Annotated in this window: 26 protein-coding genes and 1 tRNA gene; 18 read left to right on the top strand and 9 right to left on the bottom strand. The window is 67.5% G+C overall.

The genetic code is table 11. The features are described 5' to 3' along the window. Positions 1 to 2 precede the first annotated feature (2 nt). The 3 genes from ACSQ2B_RS09025 to ACSQ2B_RS09015 all read right to left on the bottom strand — a co-directional run bounded on the left by ACSQ2B_RS09025 (position 3) and on the right by ACSQ2B_RS09015 (position 2661). Complete coding sequence (locus ACSQ2B_RS09025; RefSeq protein WP_436049119.1) at positions 3 to 1169, bottom strand: Gfo/Idh/MocA family protein; 1167 nt, start codon at positions 1167 to 1169, stop codon at positions 3 to 5. Between the two features lie 52 nt (positions 1170 to 1221). Then, positions 1222 to 1602 (bottom strand): c-type cytochrome, encoded by a 381-nt coding sequence (locus tag ACSQ2B_RS09020; RefSeq protein ID WP_436049118.1) that lies wholly within the window; start codon positions 1600 to 1602, stop codon positions 1222 to 1224. 405 nt (positions 1603 to 2007) lie between these two features. Beyond that, entirely contained in the window at positions 2008 to 2661 is a 654-nt protein-coding gene (locus ACSQ2B_RS09015; RefSeq protein ID WP_436049116.1) for a carboxymuconolactone decarboxylase family protein, read from the bottom strand. 273 nt (positions 2662 to 2934) lie between these two features. Between ACSQ2B_RS09015 and ACSQ2B_RS09010 the strand changes: the two genes are divergently transcribed. The 3 genes from ACSQ2B_RS09010 (at position 2935) to ACSQ2B_RS09000 (ending at position 5142) form a co-directional block, all read left to right on the top strand. Further along, positions 2935 to 3546: a TetR/AcrR family transcriptional regulator gene (locus tag ACSQ2B_RS09010; protein ID WP_436049115.1), complete on the top strand. Its 612-nt coding sequence runs from the start codon at positions 2935 to 2937 to the stop codon at positions 3544 to 3546. Positions 3547 to 3682: 136 nt separating this feature from the next. Then, positions 3683 to 4504, top strand: coding sequence for a TauD/TfdA dioxygenase family protein (locus tag ACSQ2B_RS09005; RefSeq protein ID WP_436049114.1), 822 nt, complete (start codon positions 3683 to 3685; stop codon positions 4502 to 4504). Positions 4505 to 4578: 74 nt separating this feature from the next. Continuing rightward, complete coding sequence (locus ACSQ2B_RS09000) at positions 4579 to 5142, top strand: nuclear transport factor 2 family protein (protein WP_436049112.1); 564 nt, start codon at positions 4579 to 4581, stop codon at positions 5140 to 5142. A gap of 40 nt (positions 5143 to 5182) precedes the next feature. On the opposite strand, the gene ACSQ2B_RS08995 is transcribed toward ACSQ2B_RS09000, so the two are convergent. Then, positions 5183 to 6046 (bottom strand): SDR family NAD(P)-dependent oxidoreductase, encoded by an 864-nt coding sequence (locus tag ACSQ2B_RS08995; protein ID WP_436049111.1) that lies wholly within the window; start codon positions 6044 to 6046, stop codon positions 5183 to 5185. A 252-nt stretch (positions 6047 to 6298) separates the two neighbouring features. On the opposite strand from ACSQ2B_RS08995, the gene ACSQ2B_RS08990 reads away from it, so the two are divergent. From ACSQ2B_RS08990 to ACSQ2B_RS08970, 5 genes are all read left to right on the top strand, one after another. Then, positions 6299 to 6838, top strand: coding sequence for a TetR/AcrR family transcriptional regulator (locus tag ACSQ2B_RS08990; protein WP_436049110.1), 540 nt, complete (start codon positions 6299 to 6301; stop codon positions 6836 to 6838). A gap of 141 nt (positions 6839 to 6979) precedes the next feature. Then, complete coding sequence (locus tag ACSQ2B_RS08985; RefSeq protein ID WP_436049109.1) at positions 6980 to 7735, top strand: SDR family NAD(P)-dependent oxidoreductase; 756 nt, start codon at positions 6980 to 6982, stop codon at positions 7733 to 7735. Between the two features lie 38 nt (positions 7736 to 7773). Further along, positions 7774 to 8829 carry an LLM class flavin-dependent oxidoreductase gene (locus ACSQ2B_RS08980; protein ID WP_436049108.1) on the top strand — a complete coding sequence of 352 codons (1056 nt, stop codon included), beginning with the start codon at positions 7774 to 7776 and terminating at the stop codon, positions 8827 to 8829. A 78-nt stretch (positions 8830 to 8907) separates the two neighbouring features. After that, positions 8908 to 9804 (top strand): SMP-30/gluconolactonase/LRE family protein, encoded by an 897-nt coding sequence (locus ACSQ2B_RS08975; RefSeq protein ID WP_436049106.1) that lies wholly within the window; start codon positions 8908 to 8910, stop codon positions 9802 to 9804. 37 nt (positions 9805 to 9841) lie between these two features. After that, the gene (locus ACSQ2B_RS08970) at positions 9842 to 10606 is read left to right on the top strand and encodes an SDR family NAD(P)-dependent oxidoreductase (RefSeq protein WP_436049105.1); all 765 of its coding nucleotides are present in this window, start codon (positions 9842 to 9844) and stop codon (positions 10604 to 10606) included. A 129-nt stretch (positions 10607 to 10735) separates the two neighbouring features. Here ACSQ2B_RS08970 and ACSQ2B_RS08965 read toward each other — a convergent pair whose 3' ends face one another. Further along, on the bottom strand, positions 10736 to 12004 hold the full coding sequence (locus ACSQ2B_RS08965) for a cytochrome P450 (RefSeq protein ID WP_436049104.1): 1269 nt from the start codon (positions 12002 to 12004) through the stop codon (positions 10736 to 10738). 165 nt (positions 12005 to 12169) lie between these two features. On the opposite strand from ACSQ2B_RS08965, the gene ACSQ2B_RS08960 reads away from it, so the two are divergent. The 9 genes from ACSQ2B_RS08960 (at position 12170) to ACSQ2B_RS08920 (ending at position 20103) form a co-directional block, all read left to right on the top strand. Further along, positions 12170 to 12982, top strand: a complete 813-nt coding sequence (locus ACSQ2B_RS08960) for an SDR family NAD(P)-dependent oxidoreductase (RefSeq protein ID WP_436049102.1) — start codon at positions 12170 to 12172, stop codon at positions 12980 to 12982. 104 nt (positions 12983 to 13086) lie between these two features. After that, complete coding sequence (locus ACSQ2B_RS08955) at positions 13087 to 14316, top strand: sulfotransferase family protein (protein ID WP_436049101.1); 1230 nt, start codon at positions 13087 to 13089, stop codon at positions 14314 to 14316. Next, positions 14313 to 15377 carry a hypothetical protein gene (locus tag ACSQ2B_RS08950; RefSeq protein WP_436049100.1) on the top strand — a complete coding sequence of 355 codons (1065 nt, stop codon included), beginning with the start codon at positions 14313 to 14315 and terminating at the stop codon, positions 15375 to 15377. The genes ACSQ2B_RS08955 and ACSQ2B_RS08950 overlap by 4 nt, the downstream gene beginning before the upstream one ends. Next, positions 15374 to 16120, top strand: a complete 747-nt coding sequence (locus ACSQ2B_RS08945) for an SDR family NAD(P)-dependent oxidoreductase (protein WP_436049099.1) — start codon at positions 15374 to 15376, stop codon at positions 16118 to 16120. Before ACSQ2B_RS08950 ends, ACSQ2B_RS08945 begins: the two co-directional genes overlap by 4 nt. Before the next feature lie 25 nt (positions 16121 to 16145). After that, positions 16146 to 16610, top strand: a complete 465-nt coding sequence (locus ACSQ2B_RS08940; protein WP_436049098.1) for a hypothetical protein — start codon at positions 16146 to 16148, stop codon at positions 16608 to 16610. Positions 16611 to 16713: 103 nt separating this feature from the next. Continuing rightward, positions 16714 to 17499, top strand: coding sequence for a sterol desaturase family protein (locus tag ACSQ2B_RS08935; protein WP_436049097.1), 786 nt, complete (start codon positions 16714 to 16716; stop codon positions 17497 to 17499). 150 nt (positions 17500 to 17649) lie between these two features. Beyond that, positions 17650 to 18024 carry a VOC family protein gene (locus ACSQ2B_RS08930; protein WP_436049096.1) on the top strand — a complete coding sequence of 125 codons (375 nt, stop codon included), beginning with the start codon at positions 17650 to 17652 and terminating at the stop codon, positions 18022 to 18024. A gap of 37 nt (positions 18025 to 18061) precedes the next feature. Next, complete coding sequence (locus tag ACSQ2B_RS08925; RefSeq protein WP_436049095.1) at positions 18062 to 18415, top strand: hypothetical protein; 354 nt, start codon at positions 18062 to 18064, stop codon at positions 18413 to 18415. Between the two features lie 326 nt (positions 18416 to 18741). Beyond that, positions 18742 to 20103, top strand: a complete 1362-nt coding sequence (locus ACSQ2B_RS08920) for an FG-GAP repeat domain-containing protein (protein WP_436049094.1) — start codon at positions 18742 to 18744, stop codon at positions 20101 to 20103. A gap of 158 nt (positions 20104 to 20261) precedes the next feature. Here the strand turns inward: ACSQ2B_RS08920 and ACSQ2B_RS08915 are convergent, their stop codons facing one another. The 4 genes from ACSQ2B_RS08915 to ACSQ2B_RS08900 all read right to left on the bottom strand — a co-directional run bounded on the left by ACSQ2B_RS08915 (position 20262) and on the right by ACSQ2B_RS08900 (position 22139). Beyond that, positions 20262 to 20498, bottom strand: a complete 237-nt coding sequence (locus ACSQ2B_RS08915) for a helix-turn-helix transcriptional regulator (RefSeq protein WP_436049610.1) — start codon at positions 20496 to 20498, stop codon at positions 20262 to 20264. Between the two features lie 648 nt (positions 20499 to 21146). Then, positions 21147 to 21389: a hypothetical protein gene (locus ACSQ2B_RS08910; RefSeq protein WP_436049093.1), complete on the bottom strand. Its 243-nt coding sequence runs from the start codon at positions 21387 to 21389 to the stop codon at positions 21147 to 21149. Positions 21390 to 21649: 260 nt separating this feature from the next. Beyond that, a tRNA-Arg gene (locus ACSQ2B_RS08905) sits at positions 21650 to 21726 on the bottom strand. Between the two features lie 203 nt (positions 21727 to 21929). Then, positions 21930 to 22139: a hypothetical protein gene (locus ACSQ2B_RS08900; RefSeq protein WP_436049092.1), complete on the bottom strand. Its 210-nt coding sequence runs from the start codon at positions 22137 to 22139 to the stop codon at positions 21930 to 21932. Positions 22140 to 22402: 263 nt separating this feature from the next. On the opposite strand from ACSQ2B_RS08900, the gene ACSQ2B_RS08895 reads away from it, so the two are divergent. Next, positions 22403 to 24499 carry a TonB-dependent siderophore receptor gene (locus ACSQ2B_RS08895; RefSeq protein ID WP_436049091.1) on the top strand — a complete coding sequence of 699 codons (2097 nt, stop codon included), beginning with the start codon at positions 22403 to 22405 and terminating at the stop codon, positions 24497 to 24499. The last annotated feature ends 29 nt before the right edge of the window (positions 24500 to 24528 follow it).

Genomic DNA, 24528 nt, shown 5'->3' with positions numbered 1-24528 from the left:
CCTCAAGGCGTTGGCGTCGGAGCGATGACGGAAAGATCGACCCAGGCCGCGCCCTGGCGGCTGGAGTCGAGGCAGGCGCGGATGAACTTCATGCCCGACAGGGCGTCGTCCATCGTCGCAAAGCCGGGCTCGTCGCCTGCGGCGGCGACGCCGCGGATCGTCCGGCCGAACGCGGCGTAGATGTTGGCGAAGGCTTCGAGATAGCCCTCCGGATGGCCGCCGGGCGTGCGCTGGATGGCGAGGATGTCGCCCGCGAGGTAGGCGCGGTTCGCGCCGGCGCCCCACACCTCGGTCGGCCGGTCCCGCCGCGCCACCGTCAGGGTGTTCGGCTCTTCCTGGCGCCAGTGCAGGCCGGCCTCGTCGCAATAGACCGAGATGGCGAGGTCGTTGGCGTCGCCGACGCAGACCTGGCTGGCCGTCAGGGTCCCGCGTCCGCCGCCCACCAGACGGAACAGCGCCGCGCCGTCGTCGTCGATGCTGCGGCCGGGCAGCGCGGTCAGCTCCGCGCAGATCGAGGCGATGCGCTGGCCGGTGATGAACTCGACGAGGTTCGCCGCGTGGGTGCCAATGTCGCCGAAGGCGCCGGCGTCGCCGGAACGCGCCGGATCGACGCGCCACTCGGCCTGCTTGTTGCCGGCGACGTCAGAGGCGCGCGACAGCCAGTCCTGGGTGTACTTGACCATCACCCGGCGGACCGCCCCGAACTCGCCGCCCGCGACCATGCGGCGCGCCTGCTTGACCAGCGGATAGCCGGTGTAGGTGTGGGTGACGGCGATCCGCCGGCCGGTGCGCGCGGCGGCCTCGGCGATCGGCTGGGCGTTCTGCAGCGAGTCCGCCAGCGGTTTGTCGAGGATCACGTCGAAGCCAGCTTCCATCGCGGCGATGGCAGGCGCGGCGTGCGCGTGATTGGGCGTGACGATCGACACCGCCTCGATCCGCTCGTCCCGCGGCAGCGCCTGTTCGCGCTCGATCAGCTCCTGCCAGGAGCCATAGGTGCGGTCGGCCGCCAGGCCGAGCTCCGCGCCCGACGCCTTCGCCTTCTCCGGTGTCGAGGACAGGGCGCCGGCGATGAGGCGCCAGTTTCCGGCGATCGCCGCCGCCGTGCGGTGGACGCCGCCGATGAAGGCGCCCTGGCCGCCGCCGATCATTGCATAACGAATGGGTTCCATGCCCACGCCCTTCAAGATTGCGACACGATCCGCCGCCCGCCCGGGCGGCGGATCAGTGGAGCGTGCCGAGATAGTCGATGACGGCAGCGCGCTGCGCCGAGTCCGGAAGCGAGACGACCATCCGCGTCCCGGGGACCATCCGAGACGGACCGGTGAGGAACTGGTCTAGGCTCGCCTTGCTCCAGGTCAGGCCGGACGCCTGCAGGGCCGGCGTGTACTGGAAGGCGCCGCTCCCGGCCTTCCGGCCGACCACGCCGGCCAGGTTGGGGCCGAGCGTGGAGGGTCGGCTCGGGTCGACCGCGTGGCAGGACTGGCAACGCTGACGGAACACCGTCGCACCCTCGGCTGGTGAAGCCGCGGCTTGCGCCCCACCCAGGGTCACGCCGTTGAACGCCACGCCGACGGCGACGGCCACGAGCCAGTCAAGCTTCACCCTGCGATCTCCATGCTGACGTCCCCTCAGGCTCACTTCAGATGAGCTCGTAATCGCACGATATTGTCTGTTTAAATGCAGCGCCACATGATTTTCCCCTCGGATCTTCAGAGGCTCGTGCGGAGCTCCGCGCCTAGGCCCGTGGCCGCCCGGCCAGCGGGCCCATCGGCCAAGCTGACGAGTTCGCTGCCGTGGCGGTGTTCCTCTGCTCGCCGGCCGCCAGCATCGTCACCGCGGTCGACTGGCTGGTCGACGCACGGCCGACAGCATCCCGGCGGAAGTCACCGCGGTGACCGGCATCACCGACGAGACGGTCGCCGCACGACCGTCGACGCGGCCGAGGTGAGTGCGTTCGCGGCGCCTTCGCGAGCTCGCGCCGTTGTCGAACCTCGCGCGATGCCCGGTTCAGCGCGCGTGCAGGCCTGGATTATGCGACTCCAGCCGCAGGCGCAGGGCGTTCTGGAAGAAGGCGACATTGGTGAATTGGCCGACCAGCACCGGCAGCTCGAACAACTGCTGCTCGTCCAGGCGTTGCGCCAGCACCGCCCAGGTCGCGTCGGAGATCATCGCGTCGTCGCACAGCTCTTCGGCGGCGCGGAGCAGAGCGGCTTCATGCTCGTCCCAGCCCCGCGCGGCGGAGCCTGCGATCACCCGCTCGACCTCTTCGCTGGTGACGCCCGCTGCATGCGCCAGCTTGACGTGCTCACCCCACTCGTAAGGGGCCTGCCACAGCCAGGCGACGCGTAGCACCACGAGTTCGCGGTCGCGGGGCGATAGGCGGCCGCGGCCGAGGAGCTGGATCGAGAGGCCGGCGATCGCCTGGTAGAGGTCGGGATGCTTGAGTAGGGTGAAAACCAGCTCGGGGATGTCTGCGACCGAGAGGTTCTCAGAGCTGCGCGAAGCGGCCTTGCGCAAGCTCGCGGTGTTCTCCATCGCCAGCTCGAACGCCTCGTCCGGGTTCAGCGGCGCAATCCGGGGCGGCGCGCCGAGGACCTGAGCCTCGCGGGCCAGCACGTCCACGCGCGCTTCCGGCGCGCTTTTCTGTTGAGCGGTGGTCATTCCGATGCCTCGACATTGGGCCCGCGAGATCCAGCTGACCGGTGCGGACGCGTCCTTCTCTCGCGTTGCGGGGCTGCTGATCCGCCGTCGCTCCGCCGTTGTTTGTCATCGTGTTAGCATCCGGCGGCCCTGTCAATCGACGACCGCCAGGCAGGCCCTCGCGTGGCACGGCGAGGCCAGACCTTCGTCAGGCAAATTTGCGCTGCGGTTCGCCGGCGCCTATCACAGCCCGTGGTCGCTTTCGCCTTGATGCGGCCGGGAGAGGGGCGGTCCTTGAACTCGACGCGGCGTTTCGGCCCAGAAAACTCGGCGACGCGCACCTTGCTCCTCGACGCCACGGCGCAGCTCATGCTGGACGAGGGCTATGCAGCCGTCAGCACCCGTCGCGTGGCCAAGACCGTCGGCCTGACTCCGGCGCTGGTTCACTACTACTTCAAGACGACGGATGACCTGCTGGTCGCGCTTTACCGACGCACGACGGAGCAGAACCTCGAACGGCTGAAAGCGGCCTTGAACTCGCCGGCGCCCCTCACCGCGCTTTGGGAATTGAGCGCAGACGCTGTGCGCACCTCACTGACGATCGAGTTCATGGCGCTCGCCAACCATCGCAAGGCGATCAAGGTGGAGATCGCCCGCTACGCCGAGTTCGCCCGCGGGATGCAGGCGCAGACCGTCGCCCAAGTGCTGGGGGACGACATGCTTGCGAGGGACTTCCCGCCGGTCGGGGTGACCGTGTTGATCGCTGCGGTGGCCCGTTCGCTGGTCATGGAGGAGAACGTCGGCATCTACGGCGGTCACGCCGAAGCGCGCGTGATCGTCGAGCTGTTGCTGCGTCGCGCCCAGCCTGATCACGCCCCGAAACTTCCTCCGGCCCCCCCCAGTTAGATCTGCCACCCGCGTTGACCGCGGTGCGCGGCAAGGGCGCCAGGCCGTGGCGATCGGATTGAGGCGGGAGTGTTGACCCTCACGTGTTCTAAGCGCTAATCACCTGTTCAGCAGCGGCGATGGAGAGAGATGGACGATGTCGGCCACGGTTCAGACCAAGCTTGTTCGCACCGATCTGACCCCGAAGATCGGCAGCGAATTGAAGGCCGACGTCGATGCGCTGGTGAACGGCGAATTCTCCGCGGAGATCCGCGCCCTGCTGGAAGAGCGCGGCGTCGTCGTCTTCCGTGAGCTCAACCTGACGGACGAGCAGCAGATCGCCTTCACCAAGACGCTCGGCCCGATCGTCGAGTCCGATGTGTTCAAAATCAGCATGGACCCGAAGGTGAACCCGGTCGCGGAGTACACCAAAGGGGCCTTCTACTGGCACATCGACGGCACGATGTCGGACGTGCCGATCTTCGCCTCGATCATGAGCGGGCGAAGTCTCGCGCCGGTCGGTGGCCAGACCGAGTTTTCCAACACCTACGCTGCCTGGGCCGACCTTCCGGAAGCGGAGAAGGGGACGCTCGAGACGCTCAAGGCTGTGCACATGTTCGAGGTCTCCCAGCGCTATGTGAATCCGGAGCCGTCGTACCAGACCTTGCAGGCCTGGCAGACCTTCCAGCCGAACACCTTGCCGCTGGTCTGGACGCATCGGTCCGGGCGCAAGTCGCTGGTGCTGGGCTCCACCGCCAGCCACGTCGAAGGGATGGATCTGCGCGAGGGCTGGGCCCTGCTGACCCGGTTGCGCGACTACGCAACCCAGCCGCAGTTCGTCTATCGCCACGAATGGACCGTCGGCGACATGGTGATCTGGGACAACACCGGCACCATGCACCGCGCCATGCCGTACGCGCTGGACAGCGGCCGGCTCATGCACCGCACGACCATCCAGGGCGACGAGCCCTTCGCCTGAGCGCGCGCGCCCGTTCAACCAACATCTGCCAGCCTGCCACGAGCGAAGCGGGCGGCGCACCTAGGGAGATCCTTATGGACGCCAATACGCGCATCGAGCAGTTGGAGCGGAAGCTTCAGTACCTGATGGATCGGACCGAGATCCTGGACTGCATCGCCCGCCACGCGCGCGGCTGCGACCGCCACGACTCCGACCTGCTGGCCAGCGCCTACCATGCCGACGGTGTCGACGAGCACGGCTGGGCGATCAACTCCGGGCCGAAGTATCCGGAGTGGGCCAACGCCCAGCACAGCGCCGGCTCGCAGCAGAACATGCATAACATCACGACGCACGCCTGCGAGATCGACGGCGACGTCGCGCATGCGGAGAGCTACGCGGTGGGCCTGTTCCTCAATCCCGACGGCCAGACTGCGCGGCTGATCGCCGGCCGCTACGCAGACCGGCTCGAGCGGCGCGACGGCGAGTGGAGGATTGCGCTCCGGCGCACGACCGTCGACGTCTTGATGACCGGCGAGGCGACGATCCTGTCGACGCAGCTCTTTAAGGATCTAGGCTACGTAAAGGGCATGCGCGACAAGCGCGACGTCGCCTATCAGCGGCCGCTGACCCTGGACGAAACGCCCGCCGACCGCTGGTAATCTGCAAGGAGGCGCCGCCCTTTGTGGCGGCGCCGCCCGTTCATCGAATGATCGCCGGGTATTGAACGCGAGGCTCGACGCCGTGGGTGTCCCGGTAGGAGGACGGCTGGCGGCCGCCCTCATCCTGGATGCCGTATTTGACGGCCATCTCAGCGCCGATGACGGTCTGCCCGCTCAGCTCCATCAGCTGGGGATCGTTGTAGAGCGCCCAGATCACGTGGCCGGTGAATTCCGGCGTCTCGGCCATGTTTTCCAGGTAGGCGTACTTCGCCGGATCTGAAGCGATGACCATCCGCAGGCGGTCGGTCCACAGCGTCCCCATCCAGATGGAGAGCGCCGCCACCCCCGCCTCCTTGAAGTCCACGGCCATGTCGGCGGCGAACTTGTCCATCCCGGCCTTGTGCGCGCCATAGGCCGGGCCGAAGACATAGTGCACGGCGCCCGAAGCCGAGGTGAAGGCCACCAGCGCCTTGTCGCGGCCGATCATCAGCGGGGCGGCGTAGTAGCTGGCGACGTAGCTGGAACGCAGACCGACATCGAGCATGTCGACGATGCCCAAAGGCTTCTCCCAGAAGTTGCCCGGCGCGGTCAGCTGGTCGTGCAGGGCGCAGGCGTTGTTGACCAGGATGTCGACCCGGCCCTGATCGCGCTCGACCTGGTCGAACAGCGTCTTCACCTGGGCGTCGTCGGCATGGTCGACGCGCACCGCGATGCCGACCCCGCCGGCCTTGGTCACCGCCTCGGCGGTCTCGTAGATCGTCCCGGGCAGGGCCGCGTCGCCCGCCTTCTCGGAGCGGCCGGTGACGTAGACGGTGCAGCCATGGGCGCCGAGCGCGATGGCGATGCCGCGGCCCGCCCCGCGGCTGGCTCCGGTGACGACGGCGACGGGACGTTTGTCGGACATGTTGCCTCTGGCTCGTTGAGGGTGACGGGCTTGCCGCGTCTTGAGGGCGGACGTTCGCTTGTCATGCTGTTAGCATGCCCTCTCGGCGAGCTCCAGACGGACGTCGTCGCGACGCGTCGGCGAATGCAGCTTGACCGGGCGACCGGCGGCTTGACCTGGCGTGGCGGACCCGCACTTGTGGCAACGATGACGAATGCAGAGACGACGACTGTCCGGCGGATGGGCCCAAGTGGGTCAGCGACCTGGCACCTGATGCTGGACGGCGCCGAAGCGATCCTGCGTGAAGACGGCTATGCGGAACTGACTTCGCGGCGGATCGCCGAGCGGGTCGGGATCAAACAGCAGCTCGTCTACTATTACTTCAAGACCATGGACGACCTCATGGTCGAGGCGTTCCGGCGACTGTCCAAACGCGAGCTCGAGCGCTTCGAACAGGCGTTGCGTGCGGAGCGGCCGTTGCACGAGATCTGGGGCATCTCGATCAACACCAATGACGCGCGCCTGATCTCCGAATTCATGGCCCTGGCGAACCGCAGTGAAGGCGTGCGCGCCGAGGTCATCGCCTTCATCGAACAGTCTCGTCGGCTGCAGGTCGAGGCGCTCACCCAGGCGATCGTGCGCAAGGGGACCAAGGCGGGCAAGGCGCTGGCGGCTTTGCCTCCTGTGGCGGCTACATTCCTGGCCACCAGCGTCGGTCTGGCGTTGACGCGTGAGGCCGCGCTCGGCGTGTCCATGGGGCATGCCGAGATCGAAGCGGTCATCGAGCAAATCATCTCTACTCTGGAACCCTGATCCGGCCGCAGCCGCCGGCCTCATCCCTGTCTTACCCACTTCCATCCTGGCGGCGCCCGCGGCGTTGACCTCCCGCGGCTCGGTTGCTAACAAAGTGATCAGCATCGCGGACGCAGAGCCGAAGGGTGTTGGGAGGACGAGATGGTCGCAAGCGGCAGGGTCGCGCTGGTCACCGGCGGCGGTTCGGGCATGGGCGAAGCCACCAGCCATCGACTGGCGCGCGAAGGCATGGCGGTGGGGGTGCTCGACATCGACAGCGCCGCAGCGGAGCGGGTCGCCGCGGCCATTCGTGAGAGCGGCGGCAGGGCCATCGCGGTGACGGCGGATATCTCCGTCCGCCGGGAGGTCAAGGCGGCGATCGACGCGGTGCGCGACGCTTTTGGACCTATCGCCATCCTCATCAACAATGCGGCGATCGAGAGCTTCACCGCCATCGAGGAGATCGACGAGGACAGTTGGGATCGGCTGATGAGCGTCAACCTCAAGGGCGCTTACATCGTCATCCAGACGGTTCTGGCGGACATGACGGCGGCCGGCTGGGGCCGGATCGTCAACGTCTCAGCGATCGGCGCGCAGTCTGGCGCCACGCATATGGCGCACTACACCGCCGCGAAGGGCGGGTTGATCGCCATGACCAAGTCCCTGGCGATCGAACTCGGCGCGCGCGGGATCACCGTGAATTCGGTCTCCCCGGGCTTCATCCTGACGCCGATGAGCCAGCGCGCGATCGACGCCAACCTCTTCCCCGTGCCGGCCGAGCAGATCTACGGCGCCTACCCGATCCCGCGCCTGGGCAGGCCCGAGGAGATCGCCGCCGCCTGCGCCTACCTCGTCTCCGATGACGCCGGCTACGTGACCGGCCAGGTGCTCGCGGTGAACGGCGGCGCCTACGTCTGACCCGCCGGCTACCGCCCACAGTCAGGGAGGAAGCGACCATGAAGTTCGGAATCATTGTCTCGCAGAAGATGGTGGATCGGTCCGCCTCCGAACCGTTCGGAAAGCTCTACGACTACGTCTGCGAGATGGAGGACCTCGGCTATGATCTGGCGTGGCTGGGCCATCATCGGTTCTCTCCGACGACGGCCTTCGGCGGCGGCGCGGCGGGCGAGCCGTCCGCGCCGCTGATCGTGCTCTCCGCCCTGCTGGCGCGGACGCGGCGGATGGAGATGTGCACGAACATCTTCCTGCTGCCGGCTTATCACCCGCTGGAGGTCGCCGAGGAGATCAACACTCTGAGCGAGCTCTCGGGGAACCGGTTCATCCTCGGCTCCGGCCTCGGCTACAAGCCAGACGAGTTCGAGACCGTCGGCTGGGGGTTCAAGACCCGGGCGAAGCGGTTCGAGGAGTGCTTGGAGGTCGTGCGGCTGGCGCAGACCGGCGAGCCGTTCTCCTACAGCGGCCAGCACTTCCAGATCTCCGACTGCACGGTCGTCCCGCCGCCGCTGGCGGGTCGGCCGACGCCGCTGTGGATCGGCGCCGTCAGCGAGCCGGCCATGTTGCGCGCGGGGCGGATGGGCGACGGCTGGCTCGTCAGCTTCGCCGAGCACCTCGTCGAACTGCAGGAGAAGGTCGCCCGCTACAAGACGATCGCGCAGGCGAACGGGCGCGGTTCGACCATCTGCCTGATGCGCGACCTGCACATCGCGTCGACACGAGGCGGCCTTGATCCGGACTGGCTGGCGAACGTGGTGAAGGTCTGGCGCAGCTATGCCGACCTGGGCTCCGAACCCGATCGCGACCACCTCTCCAGAGAGGTGATGTTCGGCGGCAAGGCGGTCACCCTCGAAGAGTTCACGCCCAACCGGGCTATCGTCGGCGACCCCGCCGACTGTATCCGCGAGCTTGCGCGGATCCGGGAGCTGATCGACCCGGAGTACCTCCTGCTGACCCCGACCGGCGTCTCGGACCTGGAGCGACACAAGGAGGAGCTGCGCCTGTTCGCCAGGGAGGTGATGCCGCTGTTCCGCACCCGGGAAGGGGCTGGCGCTTGACTCTTTCCACCGTCGCTAACAACGTGACAAACACAACGAGCGTCGCCCGAGCCGGAGGCGGCGCAAGGGAGGACGGTCATGTCGGAAGCGACCCTCGCGGGCTTCGAGCCTGTCGCGCGTGGCCTCTACCTCGAAGGTCTCGCCGTCGACCATGAGCGGGGCGTGGTCTGGTACAGCGACGTCATCGCCGGCGGCGTCCATGGCCTGTGGCCCGACGGCCGTACTCATCTTCTCAATCCTGGCCGGATGTGGACCGGCGGCGTCCTGCTGAACGCCGACGGCGCCGTCCTCTCATCCGGAGCCGGCGGGATTATGTGGAACCACCCGGAGACCGGAAAGTCCGGCTGGCTGATCCACGAGATCGACGGCCAGGTCATCAACGGGATCAACGAGATGGTCCCGGACGGGGCCGGCGGCATCCTCTTCGGGACCAACGACATCGAGATGGTCGAGCGCGGCCAGGCGACCCGCCCGACGTCCATCTATCGGCTGACGGCCGACCGGACGGTGATCAAGCTCGCCGATGGGATCAACTTCAGCAACGGCCTGATGCTGAGCGCTGACCGGAAACAGTTCTATTGCAACGACACCTTCGTCTGCACCTACGCCTTCGACGTCGGGCCTGATTTCGCGCTGACCAACAAGCGCGTCCTGGTCGCCAAGGAGGACGCCGACGGGATGGCGCTCGATGCGGAGGGAAACGTCTGGATCACCGGCTTCCGCTCCAGCGGGATTACCCGCGTGCGGCCAGACGGCTCGGCGATCGCGGACTATCCCACGCCCGGCGGCGCCATCACCCAGGTCCGCTTCGGCGGCGCCGATCGTCGCGACGTTTACATCAACACCGTGCCGGCGGACGCCGGCGACACCCTCAAGGACGGCGGCGCGCCGACCGAGCCGCGTTCGGTGCTGTACCGCGGCCGCTCCGACGTCCCGGGCCTACTGATCCCGCCGGCCCGGTTCGAGCTTGGCTGACCGCTCGAGCCTGAGAGAATTCTCAAGGAGATTAATGATGAGCACTTCCCGCAGGCTTGAAGGCAAGGTCGCGATCGTCACCGGCGCGGGACAGGGGATTGGCGCGGCGATCGCCCAGGCCTATGCCCGCGAGGGCGCCAGGGTGATCATCACGGGCCGCACCCAGAGCAAGCTGGACGAGGTCGCGAGCAAGATCACCGCCGACGGCGGCGCGGTCCGCGCGCTCAACGCGCTCGCCGGAAACCAGGCCGACGCCGAACGCACCGTCGGCGACGCGATCTCGGCCTGGGGCCGGGTCGACGTACTGGTGAACAACGCCCACACCTTCACCGACTACCTGCCGCTGGAAGATCCGAAGATGGCGGAGAACGTCCGCATCGACCTGGAGTCCGCCTTCATCGGCTCGCTGCAACTGATGCAGCTCTGCTTCCCGCATATGCGCGAGCAGGGCGGCGGCTCGATCATCAACATGGGGTCGAGCTACGGCATCCGCTGCGAGCCCGGCTTCCTGGCCTACGCCGCCAGTAAGGAGGCGATCCGCACCCTGACCAAGACCGGGGCGAAGGAGTGGGGCAAGTACAAGATCCGGGTGAACACCATCCTGCCCTCGGCCATGTCGCCCAAGGCGCTGTGGTACCTGGAAGAGAGCAAGTCCTACGACATGGAGCTCTCGAAGGTCGCGCTCGGCTACTTCGGCACGCCGGACGACATCGGCCCCAGCGCAGTCTTCCTGGCGAGCGACGAGTCCGCCTACGTCACCGGCCAGACGCTCGGCGTCGACGGCGGCGCGACCATGCTGTGAACGGCAGAGTAGGGGAGGCGCCGCCGGCCGGCGCGTCTCCCTTATTCAGCCAAAAGTGGATGCTCGCTCGCGCAGGGCGAGTGAGTGGGCCCAAGCGGCCGCGTCACTTCCTACGCCAGAGTTCTGAACTCAGGCCGGTGTGAACTCGATGTGCAAGTCCGAGAGGCTGCGGAAGGTGTAGGTCGGCTCGTATCGGTGGCGCCGCGCGCCCGGCGGGCCGTGGTGGGCTTCGGAGAGGCAGATGTCGGTCAGCCGCGCGAGCAGGCGCTCGATGGCGACCTTCGACTCCAGCCGCGCGAGCGGCGCGCCCAGGCAGAAATGAGATCCGCGGCTGAACGCCATGTGGTCGCGGACATTCTCCCGGTCGATGTCAAATCTGTCGGGCCGTTCGAAGTGGCGCGGGTCATTGTTGCCGCCGGTCAGGCAGACCGTGACGATGGTCCCGGCGGGCGCCGCGACGCCGCCGACTTCGGTGTCGACCATCGCCAGGCGGTAGGTCACCTTGACCGGGCCGTCATAGCGCAGCGTCTCCTCCAGGAAGTCCGGGATGCGCTCGGGTTCGGCGCGCAGGCGGGCCTGCAGCGCGGGATCGTCGCCGAGCACGCGGATGGCGTGGGCGACCAGCCGCGACGTGGTGTCCTGGCCAGCGCCGAACAGGAAGCGAGTGAGCTCCGACAGGGCGTCGAGATCCGGCGCCGAGCCGTCCTTGAAGCGCGACTGGACCAGCTCCGACATCAGGTCGCTCCCCGGGTTCGCCTGCCGCTCGCGCAGGTAGCCGTCGAAGCGTTCCTTGAGGAAGATCAGCGGATCGGGGCCGACCTTGTGGACCGCGTCGCCATCGACCTGGCTGGGCGGCGCGCCGAGCAGCGTCACGAGTTCGGCGCGATCGCCCTCCGGAATGCCCATCAGGTCTGAGATCGCATAGGTCGCCACCGCGTGGGCATAGTCGCCGGCCGCCTCGCAGCGACCCTCAGCGATAAAGCCGTCGATCACCCGGTCCGCCAGGCCCCGGAGGTAGGCCTCGTTCGCCAGCAGCCGCTTGTAGGTGAGCAGGGCGCCGAGCAGGGCGCGGCGCTCGGCGTGCTTGCGGCCGTCGAGGGTCGCCAGGTGACGCGACCACGGGAGTTCGTCGCGGTGCGCCTCCAGCTGGTCGCGGATGTCGTGGCCCGCCGGCGTGAAGGGCAGGGGCGGAATCGGGCCGACGACTGCGACGGCCGATGAGAAGACCGTGTCCGGCCGGCTCAGCACATCCATGGCTTCGTCGAAACCGGTCACCATCAGCGTGCCGTGATGCGGCTCGCGGTGCACTGGCCCCTTGCCCCGGACAAGGTCGAAATAGCTGCGCGGGTCGGCGATGACCGTCGGGTCGCTGAAGAAGTCCGGTTCGACGTCCGCCATAGATCTTTCCTCCGGCGGCGCTGCCGCGTGCTGGGTCAACCTAGTCGCGGCCTTGGCGTTTGTCACCTTGTTAGCGCCGCGCGAGCGGGCGATAGTGGCCGGGCCGCAGCGGCGGCTCGCCCGAGGCCGCGGCCCGCGTGAAGACGGAAAATCAGGGGAAGAACCATGGCCATCGCTGACGTCTCGACCAGGTCGGTCGCCGAACTCGTCTCCCTCGCAGGCCGTGCGGCTGTCGTCACCGGCGCGGCGCAGGGGCTGGGACGGGCGATGGCGCGCAGGCTCGCCGAGGCCGGGGCGTCGGTCCTGATCGGCGATCTCAACGGCGACCTCGCACGTGACGCCGCGGCCGAGCTGAGCGAGGACCTCGGCCGCAAGGTTGTCTCCACCGCCATGGACGTGTCCGACTCGCGCTCGGTCGCGGCTGCGGCGGAGATCGCGACCCGGCAGTTCGGCGGGCTCGACATCTGGGTCAACAACGCCGGCGTCTATCCCAACATCCCGCTGCTGGAGATGACCGAGCAGGTCTGGGACCGGGTGATGGATGTGAACCTGAAGGGCGTCTTCCTCGGCGCCCAGGAGGCCGCCCGGCGGATGATCGCCGGCGGCCGCAGCGGGGTGATCATCAATGTGGTCTCCACAGCCGGGTTCCGGGGCGTGGCGCCCGGAGTGTCGGCCTATGTCGCGTCCAAGCATGGGGTGCGCGGCGCGACCCGGCAGATGGCGCTCGAGCTCGCCCCTCACGGCATTCGCGTGCTCGGCGTCGCCCCGACCTTCTGCGAGACCGAGGGCAACATGGCGGCGCTCGCGGCGCTGGCCGAGCGGGACGTCGGCGTCGAGATCCCGGCGACGCTGACCAGCCTGCTGGGGCGGGTGGGCGTGCCCGACGACATCGCCCGCGTGGTGCTGTTCTGCGCCTCCGACATGTCGGTCTTCATGACCGGCAGCACCCTATTGGCGGACGCGGGCGAGACGATCTGATACCTCGGTTCTCAAACTGCTTGTCACCTTGTTAGCGCGTGTGCAAGGTGCGCTCACAGCTCGCGCAAAGACGGGCTCGGGCAGGCGACCACAGGGAGCGAAACATGGCCACCGCCGCGACCTCGACCTCTTTGAAGGCGTGTCCCGACGCGGACGGGCTAAAGGAGTTGGCCAGCCGTCGGACGGGCCTGAGCGACTTCGGCGACCCGGGGCGCGACACCGGCCTGAAGGTCTTCTCGGCCGCGCTGCGCGACGAGGTGTGGAGCGGCATGCCGGATCCCGCCCGCGCTCAGGTGGTGGAATACGCCGTGCACCTGCTGGCCACGCGGCTGAAGCTGGTCGACGACCGCCAGCGCTACCCTCAGATCGCACAGGAGAAGATCGTGCGGCCGATCATCGTCATCGGTCCGCCGAGGTCCGGATCGACCCTATTGCACACCCTGCTCAGCCTCGATCCCGAGGCCATGGCGCCGGAGCACTGGGTCTGCCTCGAGCCGTCGCCGCCGCCGGCGCTTGGGCCGCCGTCGCCGGAACGGCTGGACCAGGCGGAGCGTCGGATGATGGCGATGTTCGACCGGATCCCCGACATCTTCATCACCCACCCCTACATGATCGAGGAAGGCGCCGGCGCGCTGGCCGAGTGCGGCAGCGACATCCTCAACATGGTGTTCAGCTGCCAGCAGCTGTGGTGCCTCTACCGCGCGGAGAATTTCCGTCGCTATCTGCTGGAGGCCGACCATTCGGGGGCGGTCGGCTTCCACCACGACTTCCTGCAGCACGTCCAGTGGGGCGCGGCGGGCGGTCATTGGGCGCTTAAGGGCTCGGACTACCTGCTGCGCCTCGAAGCGACCGCGGCGCAGTATCCCGACGCCACCCTGGTCTGGACCCACCGCGATCTGGCCCAGCAGCTAGGCTCGCTGGCGAATATCCAGGCGATCCTGTGCCGCGCCGCTGGCGAGCCCCTCGCCGGCGACGCGCGCGAGGAAGTCGGGCGACTGGCGATCGAGCACCAGCGGGCCTCGTTCGAGAAGGGCATGCGCGCCCGCGACCGCCTCGGCGAGGATCGCTTCCTAGACATCTCCTACCACGACGTCATGGCGAGCCCGGTGCGGACGGTCGAGCGCATCTATGAGCGCTCCGGGCGGCACATGAGCGACGCGCATCGCGCCGCCATCCACGACTGGCTGGAGCAGAACCCGCAGACCAAGCACGGCGTGCACAAGTACTCGACGGACGAGTTCGGCCTGGGCGCCGAGGCCACGAACCGGCAGTTCCGCGACTATGTCGAGCGGTTCGGCTTCGGCTACGGCCTGCACCCACCGCTGAGCGCGTGAGCGCCGTGGCTGCCGACCTCTCGGGCGGGCTCGATCCGGCGTTCGAGCACTTCCTTGCGACCCGGCCCGCAGACCCGGAGATGCGGGACTCCGCGACGCTCTGGGTGATGGACGACAGCGGCGCGTTGGGCTTCCCGCGGGTGACGCTCGATGCGATCGGATCGCATTGGGACCGGCCTTGGGCGCAGCTGAACATGGTCCTGCGCGACGGCCGCGCGCTTCGGGTCTGGGACAAGCTGCCAGGCGTCTCCGCGGCCGGCTCCCAGGGCGAACCCGCGATTCGCGCGGCCGGCCCCCTGCGGTTCGAGTGTGTCGAGCCGTTCCGCCGTTGGACGATGGCGTTCGACGGGACGGCGGAGCAATCGACGACGGCGCTGCAGATGGCGGGCCGCCCAGGCGGTCGCGAGACGCCGCTGGCCTTCCGGTTCGAGGCGGAGATGGCGGCGCCGCCCTGGCTGATGGGCGGCATGACGCCCGAGGCCGCCAACGCCATGGCATCCGCGGGCGGCGAACTGATGGGCGGCCTGCGGTACGAGCAGCTGTGTCGCGTCGGCGGCTGGGTCAGGCTTGACGGCCAGGAACATCGCGTCAGCGGAACGGGCATGCGCGTCCGCCGCCGCGGCGTGCGCAACATGGCCGGAGCGCCCGGTCACTGCCAGCATTCGGCGCTGTTTCCCAGCGGCCGGGCGTTCGGGGCCAACGCCTTCTGGCCCGCCGCCGACGGAACGCAGTCGTTCAACGAGGCCTTCGTCATCACCGCGGCGGGCGAGCGCCTGCCGGCGCGGCTGGCCGAGACGCCGTGGATGACCAAGTTGGAGGCGGCGGGCGACGCCATCCCGCTGGTCTTCGAAACCCCCGCCGGAGAGGTCCGCGTCTCCGGATGGACCCTGCTCAAGACCTTCGATCACAACAGCTTCGAGATGGCGGACACCTCGGTGCTCGAGCAGGGGGTGGCGCGCTACGTGTGGGACGGCGAGGCGGCGATCGGCCTGTTCGAGCGCTGCACCCTGCGCGAGCGGCTCACGAACCTCGACGCCGCGCTTGCTGGAGCGCAGCTGTGAGCCGGGTCGCGCTGGTCACCGGCGGCGGCGCAGGCATTGGCGAGGCGACCTGCGTGCGTCTGGCTCACAACGGGCATGCCGTCGGCGTCCTGGGGCGCGATCTGCGGAACAGCGCCGCGGTCGCAGCGGCGATCATCGAGGCGGGCGGATCCGCCGTCGCCGTCACCGCCGACGTCGCCGACCGAGCCCAGGTCGATGCGGCGGTGGCGGACGTCCGCCGGGCGCTCGGACCGATCACCGTCCTCGTCAACAACGCCGGGATCGAGGACTTTACGCCCTTCCCGGACGTCGACGAGGCGCTGTGGGACCGGCTGATGGCGGTGAACCTCAAGGGCGTCTACCACGTCACCCAGTCGGTGCTGCCCGACATGCTGGCGGCGAACTGGGGGCGAATCGTCAACCTGTCGGCGCTGGGCGCGCAGAGCGGCGCGGCCAACATGGTCCATTACACCGCGACGAAGGGCGGCGTCGTGGCCATGACCCGATCCCTGGCGGTCGAGCTCGGGTCGAAGGGAGTCACCGTCAACAACGTCTCGCCGGGCTTCGTCCTGACGCCGATGGCGCAGCGGGCGATCGACGCAGGCCTGTTCGCCGCGCCGCCCGAACAGATCGTCGCGGCCTACCCGATCCCACGCGTCGGGCGACCTGACGAAGTCGCCGCGGCGATCGCCTTCTTCGTCTCCGAGGACGCCGGCTACGTCACCGGCCAGACGCTGGGGGTGAACGGCGGATGCTTCACCTGATGACCCACCCAAGAGGAGGACGCGTGTGAGAAAGTTCACCAATCACATCGACCACGTCGCCTGGATCTCCTGGCCCGAGACCCTCGAAGCGAACATCGCCGAGCTGGAGAAGTTGGCCGGCGCAAAGCTTACGCGCTTCGAACGCCAGGACATGGGCTTCGTCATGTACATCAGCTGGGAAGCCGGTCTCGAGGTGGTCTCGCCGCTGCCGGAGCCGACGGAGTTCAACCAGTGGCTCCGCGACTGGCTCGACACGCGCGGCGAGGGGGTCATGTCCGTCGTCTTCGGCGTGCGGGACCTGGAGCGGCACAAGGCGCGTCTGGAAGCTCTGGGCTTCGAGGTCGGTCCGCTGATGGACGATCATCCAGACTCGCCGTGGCGCGACACGCTCACGCTCTGGGAGCGCCAGGCCGGTGTGGTGATGAACACCAACTTCATCCTGGGCGACATCGACTACGCCGACGGCGTTATCCCGTTCGGCGCAAACTAGCGCGTCGCTCGCCGCTGGCCGGGGTGGTCAACCGGCGGCGAGCGAACACACCGACAGTTCGCTGCGCCGGCGACGTGCAGCGCTCCTCCCTTGGAACATCGACATGGCTTTGCTGGACTTCATCGCGCGCATTGACCCGCTGACCTGGTGGCTCGCTGGCCTGGCCGTCAGCGGCCTGATCGCGGGCGTTCTCACGGGCTTTCTTCAAGCCCGCAAGATCCAGCCCAACGGCTTTCGCTGGCGCACCTTTCGCAGTGAGGTCGTCATCGCGATCGTCAATCTTTCGATCACCGTCCTCGTGCTCGCGACAGCGACGAACTTTCTGAAGCAGCACGGGATCATCACCTTCCACGAAGGCCCGGCGAGTCCGTGGATGATGGCTTTCGAATTCGCCCTGTACTTCCTGGGGTTCGACACCTGGTTCTACTGGTGGCACCGGCTAATGCATATCGAGCCGTTCTACAGCTGGAGCCACAGGCTTCATCACCGCTCGATTTCGCCGAATCCGCTGACGACGTGGTCGATGAACCCCATCGAGTCGATCGTCGAGGGGGCGTGGTTGCCGCTCTTCACGGCCGTGATGACCGTGCACAGCTCGACCATGGTGTTCATCGCCCCGTTCGCCGCCTTTATGGGCCTCTATGTGCACTCGGGGTTCGAACTGTTCCCCAGGTGGTGGAACAAGACCTGGCTGACGAAGTGGTTCATCACCGCGACGTTCCACGACCAGCATCACCGCTACTTCAAGGGCAACTACGGCGGCTACACCACCATCTGGGATTGGATCTGCGGCACGGTGCGGCCGACTTTCCTAGCTGACTACGAGAAGGTGACCACGCGATCGACCCGGCGACGGGCTGCTGTGGCCAGGCCGCCGATGGATGCCTAGCCGCGGCGTCGGCGTAGCTCCTAGGCGTACGCCTGAAGCTTCCATAGGCGGTGGAACCGCGCTAACAATCTGACAAGCGAGGGGCTTCGGCGTGCAGAGTCACGGTGGTGCGCCTCGCTCGTCTCGTCGGCGCATAATCAGGATGAAGCTATGTTCAGTCACATTGTGGTCGGCGCGAACGACCTTGCGGCGGCGAAGCGGTTCTATGACTCGGCGCTGGGCGCGCTCGGGTACGAACCGGGGACCGAGGTGGGCGATCGCATCATCTACTCCGCTGAGACCGGCACCCTCCTCGTAACCAAGCCAATCGACGGCAACCCGGCCTGCCTCGGAAACGGCGTCACCATCGGCCTTACCGCGCCAAACATATCCGCGGTCGACGCTTTCCACGCACAAGGTCTTGCCGCGGGCGGGTCCGATGAAGGCGCTCCTGGGCCGCGGGCGGCGATCCCCAACTCCTACGCCGCCTATGTCCGCGATCCGACGGGGAACAAGCTTGTCGCGTGGTGCATGCAGCAAAGCTGACCGCTCCAACGACGAGCAGTGGCGGCCACCGAGCTAGATGGGCTTTCGCGGCTTACCTAACTGCGCCCTGAATTTTGGCGAGGGGGCGGCGCACCCCGGCGGCGGCGGCGGCGCGATCGGCTGGCTGGTCGGCGACATCGGCCGGGGCCCGCCGCAGATGTTCCAAATGATGAACGAGGCGCGGATTTCGGTCGGACTGTTCGCGGCCATGCTCGCCTATCGCGGCTACCTGCTCGCGCTGGACTATGCGCGGGACAGGCGGGTGGGTGGCGGACGCCCAGCGCTGCTGCTGAGGATGGGAGGCGCCGCGCCTCAATACCTACCTGAGCGCGCGACGGGTCAGACGCCCGCCGGAGGCATGGGTGACGGCGCTAAGCCGCGACGAGCGTAGGCTCACCGCGTCGAGCGGACTGGGGGCGGGCGAACGGTCCACCGACCGTCCGGACCACGAACGATCCGTGCGCCAGGCCCGCCGCCTCTCGTTCCTGGGCGAGGCGTACGAGTTCGAAGTATCTGACGTGACCACGACCGCACCGGGGCATCAGCGTGCAGACGCGGATGATCCGCGCCTCCTCGCCACCTATTGTGTGGACGATCTTCCGGAGAGCGTGGAGGTGACCCGTCCTCCGGTAAGCTGGGAAGCGGCACGCGCCGCGCGATAAAGCCGGGCAGGGCAGGCCGTGAGCCAGCTGGGTCCCGCAAAGGCGGAGAAACTCAATGAAATTCACGCGTTGCGGCGAAATCGGCGGCAACCGTCGCGTCTTCATCGGAGGCGTGCACCGCGCCGCGGCGGTGATCGCGAAAGGCGCAGTGGCGTTGGGACTGATCGGCTGGGCGGCGGCCTCGGCGCAGGAAAGGCCGACCCTCAGTTTCTCGGACGTGTCCGCGACCCACCTTCCTCAGGCGCCGGAACTCCACGCCATGGAAGCGGCGGCGATCGACGTGGACAAGGATGGCGATCTCGATCTTGCGATCGCCGTGGAATACGGCGTGAACCGGCTGTACCTCAATGATGGAAACGGACGCTTCAGCTGGAAGCCGGGCGCGTTCGGCGATGTGATGCACGATAGCGAGCACGTTCGCGCCGCCGACTTCGACAATGATGGAAACATGGATCTGGTCTTCGTCGCGGAGTCCGACGAGGTCCATCAGTTGTTCTTGGGCGACGGCAAGGGCGGGTTCGTGGACGCGAGCGACCGTCTACCCGGTTCGAGCCAGGGCAATGCGGTCGTTGTGGGCGATCTGAACGGGGACGGCTTGACCGACATCGTGGTCGGCAACACCGGCGAGCCCCCGTATGGCGAGACCGGCGAACGTCCCGCCCGCAATTTCCTATGGCTGAACGACCGCAAGCGGCCGGGCCACTTCATCGACGCGACGGCCAGGAACCTTCCCGATACTGACGACCAGACCGAAGGGCTGGACCTGGCGGACATGGACGGCGACGGCGATCTTGACCTGCTCGTCGCGAGCGCGACCAAACGCAACCGGCTCTTGTTGAACGACGGCAAGGGCCGGTTTCGCGACGTTTCCGATCGCCTTGAGCTGCTTGTCCCGATGGAAACTCGGGACGTTCACGCGTTCGACGCCAATGGCGACGGGAAGCTCGACCTCCTCTATTCGAACCTCACGAGCAATAACCATGGTTGGGAGAAAGATCCACAGACCCGCCTGCTCATCAACGACGGCGCTGGGCGCTACAAGGACGAGACGGCTGCGCGGCTGCCGAGCCACCGGTTCTCCAGCTGGGCCACGACGATTATGGATTTCAACCATGACGGACGGCCGGACATCATCGTCAGCGCCATCGAGGTGCCCGGCTTTGTGCCCTTGCAGATGCGCGCCTGGCAGAACGATGGCGGCGGGCATTTCAAGGATGTGACCCTTTCGATCATCCCCAGCCTGACGGTGGGCAGGAGCTGGAACATGACCGAGGGTGACTTCGACGGTGACGGGAAGCTGGACCTTTTCGTAGGAACATGGGGCACGCAGGCCCGCCTCCTGCTCACCGACGAGCAGAAGATCCGCGCCTCCAGACCACCATTCAAGCTTCTTCGTCCGGCCGACCGGCGTTTTTGAACGCCCGTTCCATGCTCGCTTCAGCGAAGTCTCTTGGGCACGTCAACCCAGACGTCTCCTGATCTCAGCCGATCGCGTTGGCGGGCGGCTCGCGCCGGCCCGAGCGGTTCAGCTCGCGCAGGATCTCGATGGCGGCAAGGATGGGCGCTCCGCCGCTGTCAGAGCGCGCGAGCGCGAAACGCAGCGGGCGTGCAGCCGAAGGCTCGGCCGAACGCCGCTATGAAGGCGCTGGTCGATGCATAGCCGGCGTCCAGGCCGGCTTCGGTGACAGAACAGCTTGGGCTCAGCAACCTGGCCGCATGCGTCAGGCGGGCGCGCTGTCGCCACTCAGCGAAGCCAAGTCCGGTTTCTTCGAGGAAGATGCGCTGCAACGTGCGAGCGCTCGCCCCGGACATGCGGGCAAGTTCAGGCAGGCTGATCGCTGCAGGAGGCTCGGTCACCAAGCGCTCTGCCGCGCATCGCCCCCGGCGGTCTCGCGGCAAGACCAGTCTGGTCGGCAAACGCTCGGCGGCGCCCAGGCTGATCAGGGACAGGTCTAAGAGCGTTTGATGTTCTCGGTTCTCCGCCTCCAGAAGGTCAAGCTCGACAATCTGCAGGATAAGCTCCCGCAGAAGCGGCGACACCTCGACGCCGACGCATTTGTCGGGAACCGCCCAGGCGCAGCCTGGCGCGATATACACCGAGCGCATGGCGAACTCGCCACGGGCGAAGATCTCATGCGACACGGAGGCTGGAATCCAGACCGCCCGGGCGGGCGGTACGATCCAGACAGCTACGTCGCTGGCCTCGCGCTTGAGGACCCAGGGGAAGCGCGCCGCTCAACGCCTCCAGGCGGTCCAGGCGAATGTCCGATTCCTGGAGCGATCCCAACTTCCGGAATTGGCGCGGCTAGGACGCGGCGACGCTTGGGAAGCAGCCCAGCAGCGGACCCAAGGTCTCGACGTCAAACTCGAGGTCGCCTCGTCGCCCGCTCCCGGCGGGCACACCGGCGGAGCTCCGCAAGACAGGACGCCGCGGCGGGATCCCGACTCGGCAATGACGTATCAGGGCTCGATGATTTCCACGGTGACGCGGACCCGCTTGCCCTCAAACACGGGCTTGCCGTCCCGTTTGATGGTCGCAAAGTCGTTCACGAATTTCGCGACGCTGACTCCGCGCTCAAGCTCGACGGCGCTACTGAAGATGTGCGGGCCGACGCAACACTGGCATCGCTCGGCGTCCGGCTTTGTGGACCGGAGGAAGGAAATAGAGCCTTCCAAGCTGACGATGGCGATGGGCTTGGTCATGAGGACGCTCGTAGCGATCGAAGGCTGACTCGTCATGTGCCGGCGTGGTCGCTATCCACAGCGCCGCGCACTAGCCGGACGCCGCGCAGCCTTTCGTCTGGGTGCAGGCCACCCCGCGTTGGCTTCCGGATCACCGCGCACGCGAGACCGACAAGTCGCCGTTCCACCAGGGCGCACCGCGCTCTGAGCTGGATCAGCGTGACACTCTTAACTAGAAAAGTGGACACTCTTAACCTGCAAGCGCAGCAATTTTAATTGCGTGGCGGCCCGGAAGGGACTCGAACCCCCGACCTTGGCTTTAGGAAAGCCCTGCTCTATCCGGCTGAGCTACCGGGCCGCGCTCGCGAAATCAGTGGCTTAGCTGATCTTCGATCCCGTCTGAGTTTTCTAGGTCTCAGATAGGTCCCAAAGTGCAGCTGGCGCGCCGATTTGCCGGTGACGGATGCCATGCAGATCGAGCCGCCACAAGTCAGGACATGCTCCTGCTATCGGATTGGCGACCCCGAGGCCGCCCGACGGCGCATCAGCGCCGGCCTCGATCTATCGTGCGGGGCTTTCGGCGGACGATGCGCCGAACGATCCGGTTTCGCCGACGACCAGCTCCGCCTGGCGACCTTGGCTTTGAAGCCAGCTCACCAGATCCCTTCCGATCGAGGTCGCCTCCTCGAAGGAGGCCGTGTGCCCCAGATAACCGCCGCAGTGCCGGACCACCCATTTCTGCCCGTCACGCGCGACGTTGATGACCACCATCGATCCCCTCCAGGATTTAGGTCCGCGGTGCGGTCCAGCCCCTCTTGACCAGAGTTCTTCTCGCATCTCGCAACCCTGCGCTGTCCGATTGCGGACAGTTTGCCCGAACGCGGGTATCGGGCGGGGCGCCTGGGTTGTTTAAAACCAGTCAACACGGAACGCGCGACGCGCGGCGCTTACCCATTTGGTGGGCGTCGTCGAAGGTAAGATTGATTTGCATTCGCATTTCGATAGAAGGGCGCCCCTGGGATGGAGGGCGAACGATGTCGCGGCGGATGAACCGGGATCTAAGGCGCAGGGCGGTGTCCGGCGCGGCGATGGGCGCGCTGCTTTGGGCCGGATCGGCTGTCGCCCAGACGCCCCCGGCGCCTGTCGCCCTCGACGAGGTGGTGGTCACCGCCGACCGCCGGGAGAGCTTCAGCGCGGACTATGTGCAGGCGGGAACCTTCCGCGACGCGCGCCTGCGCGACACGCCGCTGACCATCACGGTGGTCACCAAGGAGCTGCTGGAGGCCCAGCAGGCGCGCTCGGTGCTGGACGCGGTTCGCAACACCGCCGGCGTCAGCCAATTCCAGATCAACAGCCTGATCTACAGCAACCTGGCGATCCGCGGCATCCCGGCGGACAACGTCACCAACTACCGGCTGAACGGCGTGCTTCCGGTCATCAACTTCATCGACATGCCGATGGATAACAAGGACCGGGTCGAGGTTCTAAAGGGCGCGGCCGGCCTCTACTACGGCTTCGCCACCCCGTCCGGGATCGTCAACCTGGTCACCGAGCGGCCCACGGCCGAACCGCTCAACACCCTCGAGATCTTCGGCGACAGCCACGGCGCGGCCGGCGCGGCGGCGGACGTCAGTCGCAACTGGGGCTCGGTGGCGGCGCGGATCAATGCGGGCGTCGCTGACCTGGAGACCGGCATCGATCGCACCCGCGGCGAGCGGCGGTTCCTGACCGGCGCGCTCGACTGGCGGCCCAACGACCGGCTGACGGTGCTGCTCGACGCCGAATACATCGAGCGGGAGATCACCGAGCCCACGGAGTTCGTCCTGCCCGCGGCGGTGAACGGCGGTATCGCTGTTCTGTCGCCGCCGTCGGCGTCGAAGAACCTGGGCGCGGCCTGGATGCTGGCGGAAGGAAACGAGACCAACCTGCTGGCCCGGGTCGAGTACAGGCTGTCGCCCGCCTGGAGCCTCTCGGCCGCCGCGGGGCGCAGCTATCTGAAGCGTGACCGACGCTATTCGTCCTTCAGCGGCTATGACCTGGCCACGGGCGCGGGCGTGGTCAACGTCGCCCTGACCCACGGCAACGACTACGAGAGCGTCATCGTGCGGGCCGACCTCGCCGGCGCCTTCCGCACCGGGCCGCTGACCCACCAGCTCCTGATCGGCGCCTCGCGCAACACGCGCGACACCAACATCCCCACGGCGGTCCGCTACAGCTTCGCCCAGAACCTGTACGCCCCGGTGGCGATCCCGCAGCAGCCGACGCCGCCGCGGATCATCGCCAATCCTTCGCGGGTCGAGGACGTGGGCCTCTATGTCTTCGACCGGATCAGCTATGGCGACTGGCTGCAGGCGACGCTCGGCTATCGCAGGACCGACTACAGCGACATCAGCCGCACCACCCGCTACGAGGTCGAGCCGGACAGCTTCTCCTACGGACTGATGGTCAAGCCGGTCGGCTGGATGACCCTCTACGGCAACTATATCGAGGGGCTGGAATCCGGCGGCATCGCCCAGCAGATCGCCGTCAACGCCGGCGAGATCCTGCCGGCGGCCCTGAGTGAGCAGAAGGAGGTCGGGATCAAGCTGGAGCCGCGACGCGGCCTGCTGTTCACCGCCGCCGGCTTCGAGATCGAACGCGCCTCGTCCTACCTGAACAGCGCCAATGTCTTCGTCCAGGACGCTCGCGCGCGATACCGCGGCCTCGAGCTCAGCCTGTTCGGGGAATTGACCTCCTCGCTGTCGCTGGCGATCAGCGGCCTCTATTTGGACGCCGAGCAGGTGTCGGGGCCGGCGACCATCCTCGGCAAGAAGGTGGAGAACACGCCGAAGCGCTCCGGCTCGGCCTTCGCCGAATACCGCATAGGCGCGGTCCCGGGCCTCTCGGTCTCGGCCGGCGTCTTCTACGTCGGCGAGCGGGCGGTGAACGCCCTGAATCAGGCCTTCATCCCGGACTACGCCACCCTCGACCTGGGCGCCCGCTACGAGACCGAGCTGCTGGGCCGGCCGACGCGGCTACGGGTCTACGGCGAGAACGTCACGGGAAAGCGCTACTGGGCGGCCACCGGCTCGGGCCTGGTCGCCCAGGGCGCGCCGCGCACGGTGCGGTTCTCGCTGAGCGCCTCGTTCTGAGGCGGCCGATCCCAGACGAAAACGCCCGG

It is taken from the genome of Phenylobacterium sp. LjRoot225, assembly GCF_964252855.1.
Lineage (GTDB): Bacteria > Pseudomonadota > Alphaproteobacteria > Caulobacterales > Caulobacteraceae > Phenylobacterium.
This window is presented reverse-complemented; position numbering and strand designations above follow the sequence as displayed.